4 protein-coding genes are annotated in these 5156 nt (G+C 74.6%); 3 read left to right on the top strand and 1 reads right to left on the bottom strand.

Annotated features, from left to right (window positions below; genetic code table 11):
- Positions 1-224 precede the first annotated feature (224 nt).
- Together Q0741_RS25435 and Q0741_RS25440 are read left to right on the top strand one after the other, a co-directional pair.
- A complete protein-coding gene (locus Q0741_RS25435; protein WP_298235993.1) occupies positions 225-1205 on the top strand; it encodes a type VI secretion system-associated FHA domain protein in 981 nt (326 codons plus the stop codon).
- 153 nt (positions 1206-1358) lie between these two features.
- A complete protein-coding gene (locus tag Q0741_RS25440) occupies positions 1359-2735 on the top strand; it encodes a lytic murein transglycosylase (RefSeq protein ID WP_298235994.1) in 1377 nt (458 codons plus the stop codon).
- Positions 2736-2799: 64 nt separating this feature from the next.
- Here the strand turns inward: Q0741_RS25440 and Q0741_RS25445 are convergent, their stop codons facing one another.
- Entirely contained in the window at positions 2800-3177 is a 378-nt protein-coding gene (locus Q0741_RS25445; RefSeq protein ID WP_298235995.1) for a hypothetical protein, read from the bottom strand.
- Between the two features lie 279 nt (positions 3178-3456).
- On the opposite strand from Q0741_RS25445, the gene Q0741_RS25450 reads away from it, so the two are divergent.
- Positions 3457-5156 (top strand): SagB family peptide dehydrogenase (locus Q0741_RS25450; RefSeq protein WP_298235996.1); only part of this gene is annotated, 1700 nt, incomplete at its 3' end.

Consider the following 5156-nt stretch of genomic DNA (forward strand, 5'->3'; position numbering starts at 1 on the left):
ACACGCTAGGCCGCCGCTGTCGGCCTGACCGCCAGGGGTGGGCTGAATACGTACCCTCTTGTTTTACAGGGGCGGTTGGATATTCGGTCGGGCTGGTGCGGACAGCGGGTGGGCCGAGGCGCGGCGAGCCGTCCGCACATATGACTTTCGTGCGTTGAAGTGCCGTGGTGCGCTGCCCACGATGACGGCGACGGCCGCATCCCGGCCAATGCGGAAAGCCCGCCATGAGCCTGACCTTGCGCGCGGTGTTGCTCGATGACCGGCCGCTGTCGCGGCCCATCGAGGCTTGTTTCGGACACGAGGGGGGCACCATCGGCCGCGCCGACCAGAACACGCTGACGCTGCCCGACCCGCTGCGCTACATCTCGCGCCACCAGGCGCGGATCAGCTGCGCGTCCACGGGCTTCGTGGTCGAGAACATCGGCAGCCCCAACCCCGTCGCCGTGCGCGGCGAGCCGCTGCCGCACGGTCGCTGCGTGCCGCTGCGCCACCGCGACCAACTGTGCATCGGCACCTACGTGCTGGAAGCCATCGTGCTGCCCGACGAGGGCGATGCCGCGTCCGCGTCGCCCCTCGCGGCGGCCGAGGGCACCGCCGCCGTGGCCGCCGGCCTGGATGCGGACCTGTGGGCCGCCTTCCGCGAGGGCGCGGGGCTGCACCTGGAGGCGGACGCGGGCGCGAGGGCCGCGTGCATGCGCGCGGCCGGGCAGGTGTTGCGCCACGCGGTGGCGGGCTTGCTGGAGCTGATGTGCGCGCAGCCGCTGCCGCCGCGCGCAGTGCCGCGCGCCGCCGGCGCGGCCCCGTTGAGCAACCCGCTGAAGGTGGTGCCCGATGCGCAAGCGGCCCTGGAACTGCTGCTGATGCGGGCGCAACCCGGCTTCCTCGACGGTCCGGACGCCGTGGCCGAGGCGCTGGAGGAGCTGGTCGCACAGGCCTTGGCCACCGAGGCCGGCACCCGCGCCGCGCGCGACGGCGTGCTGCGGCGCTTCGCTCCGGCGGCGCTGGAGGAACGGCTGCACGAAGCCGCCGTGGCGCCGCCCTGGTGGCCCGCGCAGCGCCAGGCCCGGCTGTGGGTGCAGTACGGACGGCTCTTCGAGCGCCTGCGCGGCCAGGCCCAGGCGGACTTCGACGCGCTCTTCGGCCAGGCTTTCGCCCTGGCCTACGAGGACCAGCTGCAACGGTTGCGGCGGGACAAGGCCTGTTGAGCGCCGGCGCCTGAACGGCCCGCGCACGCCGTTTTGCACAATCGGCGCGACCCGCCATCCCGGGGCCGCGGCTCGCCCGACGCGGGACAGCCGCCTGCTGGAGCCCGGATCCCGTTGCGGGGCCACGCGCCCCACCACTCCCTCCACGACCCGATGAACTTCCTGAAGACCCCCTTGGCGCTGCGCCTGGCCGCGCTGCTGCTGCCGGCGCTGGTCGGTGCCTGCACCGCCGCGCCGGCACGGCAGGACGGCGACGCCGGCCTCGCCCCTTGCATCGACGCGCTGCGCCAGCGCCTGGACGAGCACCCGCAGGTGCAGCCACGCACCTTCGAGCAGTACACGCGTACCGCGCAGGACCTGCGCCCGGTGATCGAGGCCGCCACCGCCGCGCAGCCGGAGTTCCAGGTGCCGATCTGGGACTACCTGACGCGGCGCGTGGACCCCGAGCGCATCGCCGACGGGCGCGCGTTGCTGGCGGGCCAGGCCGCGGCGCTGGCGGCGATCGAGAAGCGCCACGGCGTGGACCCGGCCACGGTGGTGGCGGTGTTCGGCATCGAGACCGACTACGGGCGCGTGCAGGGCCGCTACCCGGTGGTGGACGCCACGCTCAGCCGCGCCTGCCTGAACCTGGGCAGCGCCGAGCGCCGCCGCAACTTCTTCTCCGCGCTGTGGCTGCTGCAGGAGGGCCACGTGCAGCCGGAGAGCTTCCTGGGCTCCTGGGCCGGCGCCTTCGGGCAGACGCAGTTCATGCCCGCCACCTTCGTCGCCTACATGGACGCCGCCGCGGAAGGCGCCAGCAAGGTGGACATCATCGGCAGCACGCCGGACGCGCTGGCGACCACCGCGCGCTACCTGTCGGGGTTGAACTGGCGCAGCGGCCTGCCTTGGGGCGTGGAGGTGAAGCTGCCGGACGCGGCGCTGGAACGCTTCAACGCGCAGGAATCCGGGCACCGTTGCCTGGAGCGCGGCCAGCCCGAAGGCCCGTGCCGCAGCCTGGCGCAATGGGCGGCCGATGGCGTGCGGCGTGCCGATGGCGGCCCGCTGCTGGGCGAGAACGGCGCGCCGGGCTGGGAGCCGGGGCTGCGCACCGCGCTGCTGATGCCCGCGGGCAGCGACGGCCCGGCCTGGCTGGTGACGCCCAACTACCAGGCGATCTGGCGCTACAACCGCGCCGACGCCTACGGGCTGGCGATCGGGCTGCTGTCCGACGCGCTGCGCGGCCTGCCCCCGCCGCGCAAGGCCTGGCCCACGGACGACCCGCTGCTGCCTCGGCGGGAGCTGCGCGAGCTGCAGGCGCTGCTGCTGTCGCGCGGCCACTGCGAGGTGCAGCCCGACGGCCGCGACGGCCCGCGCACGGCGGCGGCCATCCGCGCCGAGGAGCGGCGGCTGGAGCTGCCGGAGACGGGGCGCTCGGGAACGCGCATCCTGGCGCGGCTGAAGGCACAGGGCCCGGAAGAGGGTGCGGCGCAGGGCGCGTGCGGAGCGGCGGCAGTACCGGGTGCGGCAGGTCCGGCCTCGGCGCCGCGCTGAGGAGCCCAAAAAGAAACCGCCCCATGGGAGTGGGGCGGCAGGGTGTCTCAGCGGGCGTCGTGCATCACGTTGCCGCCGGTTTCACCCGGGGCGTCTTGCCCTGGGCTGCTTCGGTCATGGCGCGCGCGGCGTCGCTGGCCATGGCCGGGCCGCGCTTGAGGAAGGCGTCCTGGCCCTGGTCCACGAGGCTCAGCGCGCTCTGGCCCAGGTCGGTGAGGAACTCCATCCAGTTCTTCACCAGCCCCAGCAGGAAGTCGTTGAAGGCGTTGGAGGGGAAGAAGTTCAGGGCCGCGTCGCGGCCCGAGTCGGCCAGTTTCGGCGCGGTGCCCAGCGTGCGCGACATCACTTCGGGCGAGGCCGAGAACTTGGCAATCAGTTCCATGTTGGCGCGCATCAGCTTGGAGTAGGGCGACAGCAGGGTTTCAAAGGCTTCGGTGGGCATGGCTGCTCCTGAGGACAGACGGGTTGCGAAGGTGCTCGGCGGTGTCGTTGCGTCCCGGCTTGCGGCTCGACGAGCGTCCATCGGCGACACCGGCTCCCCGCGGCAGGCCGCGAAAGCCAGCGCGCCCCTTTGTCTCCTGTGGTCCGGGACGGTGTGCTTTGATTTTGCTGCAATGCAGCAATTCGCGCGCCGTGCGTCGCACCGGGTTTCAGCTCGACACACCTTGCCGTTGACTCTTCGGCCGCGCCGGCGGTCCCACGCTGTTGGGGACGACGCGCGATGCCGAAGCTGCTCTGGGTGCTGTTGCCGCTGCTGCCGCCGCTGGTGTATTTGGCCGCGCGGCTGCTGCGCGGGCGTCCGCCCGCGCGCCGCGAGCTCAACGCCTGGAGCAGCGTGCTGCTGCTGGCCTACCTCGCGGCCACGGCGGGGTTCGGGCTGTTCTGGGTGGCGCAGCAGCAACTGCCGGTCTTCGACTGGCATTACCTCTTCGGCTACGCCACGCTGGGGCTGCTGGCGCTGCACCTGTCGCTGAACTTCAGCAGCGCCTGGCGCGTGCTGCGGGGCCGGCCCGCGCCGACCACGGCGCGCGAACAGCAGGCCGGGCGGCGCTGGATGCTGGTGTCAGGCGGCGCGGGGTTGGCGCTGCTGGCCGTGGGCACGGCCTTCGTGGCGGGCCTGCGGCTGGGGCGCGGCCAGCGCGGCGTGCTGCTGGCGGCGGACGGCGCGACCACGCAGCCGCCGGTCGAAGCGCCCATGGCGCTGGTGGATCGTTTCCATCGGCACTCCTCGCAGTCCCGCAGCGCGTCCTTCACGGGCGTGCCGGCGGTGAACTGGGGCGCGGCCCCGCCGCCGTTCAAGCGCTATGCGCAGGCGCCGCGCGTGGCGCTGCCGCCGGCCGCGCGCCACGGCGGTGTCCGGCCGGACAGCCTGCTGGCGCTGGGCACGGCGCTGTGGCACACGGCCGGCGTGACCGAGCGGCGCCCGGGGCTGGTGCTGCGCGCCTCGCCGTCGTCCGGCGCGCTGTTCTCCACCGAGCTTTACCTCGCCGTCGGCGCGTTGCCGGGGCTGGCGCCGGGCCTTTGGCACTACGACGCCGAAGCCCATGCGCTGGAGCGCCTGCGCGCGGACCCGGCTGTTGCGGCGCTGCCGGGCCTGCCTGGCGGCGAAGAGCCGGGCCGCGCCGATGCGTTCGTGATCGCCACCGCGGTGTTCCGCCGCACCGGGCGCAAGTACCGCGACCGCAGCTACCGCTACGTGCTGGCCGATCTCGGCCACGCGCTGGAGAACCTGCGCCAGGCCGCGGTGGCCGTGGGCTGGCAGGCGCGGCTGGTGCCCGCCTTCGACGGCCCGCGCCTGGCGGCCGGCCTGGCCTTGAACGAAGACGAGGAGGGCGTGCTGGCGCTGGTGTCACTGCGGGCCGGGTCGGCATCCGGGCCGCCCGCCGACACGGGCCTGGCGGCATTGCGGTGCGTCGCGCCCCGTGCCGCCGCGTTCTCGCCGCCGCCCTTGCCGCGCGAGCTGCCCCCGCTGGGGGTGACGGGCGCGGTGCACCGGGCGACCTCGCTGCAGGGCGGCGCGTCGCCGCCGTGGGCGGGTGAGGCGACGGGGCGCGGGACGGCCGGCGTCGGGAATGGCGGGGCGGCATCGGCCGCCGTTCCCGGGGGGCGGACCGGTTCCGCGTCCGCCTCCACGCCGACGGTGGCGCTGCTGCCGGCCGACTCTCGGCGGGTGGACGTGCTGCCGCTCATTGCCACGCGGCGCTCGGTGCGGCGTTTCGCGGCCACGCCGCTGTCGCTGCGGGACCTGGCCGGGGTGCTGGCGGGCCTGGTGCGGGAAGGGTCCTTGTTGTCACCGGCGCTGCGCATCGACGTGGTGGCGCATGCCGTGGACGGGCTGCCGCCGGGCGCCTGGCGTTTCGACCCGGCGCGCCGGACGCTGCTGCCGCGCCGCGTGCCGCGGGCGCTGCGGGCCGAGGCCCG

Origin of the sequence: uncultured Azohydromonas sp., assembly GCF_937926365.1 — a bacterium.
In the GTDB taxonomy this organism is placed as follows: Bacteria; Pseudomonadota; Gammaproteobacteria; order Burkholderiales; family Burkholderiaceae_C; genus Azohydromonas.

Bases quoted from the DNA above. Each gene is read 5' to 3' on its own strand.
- Q0741_RS25440 (WP_298235994.1), top strand. From the start codon at position 1,359: ATGAACTTCCTGAAGACCCCCTTGGCGCTGCGCCTGGCCGCGCTGCTG.
- Q0741_RS25435 (WP_298235993.1), top strand. From the start codon at position 225: ATGAGCCTGACCTTGCGCGCGGTGTTGCTCGATGACCGGCCGCTGTCG.
- Q0741_RS25445 (WP_298235995.1), bottom strand. From the start codon at position 3,177: ATGCCCACCGAAGCCTTTGAAACCCTGCTGTCGCCCTACTCCAAGCTG.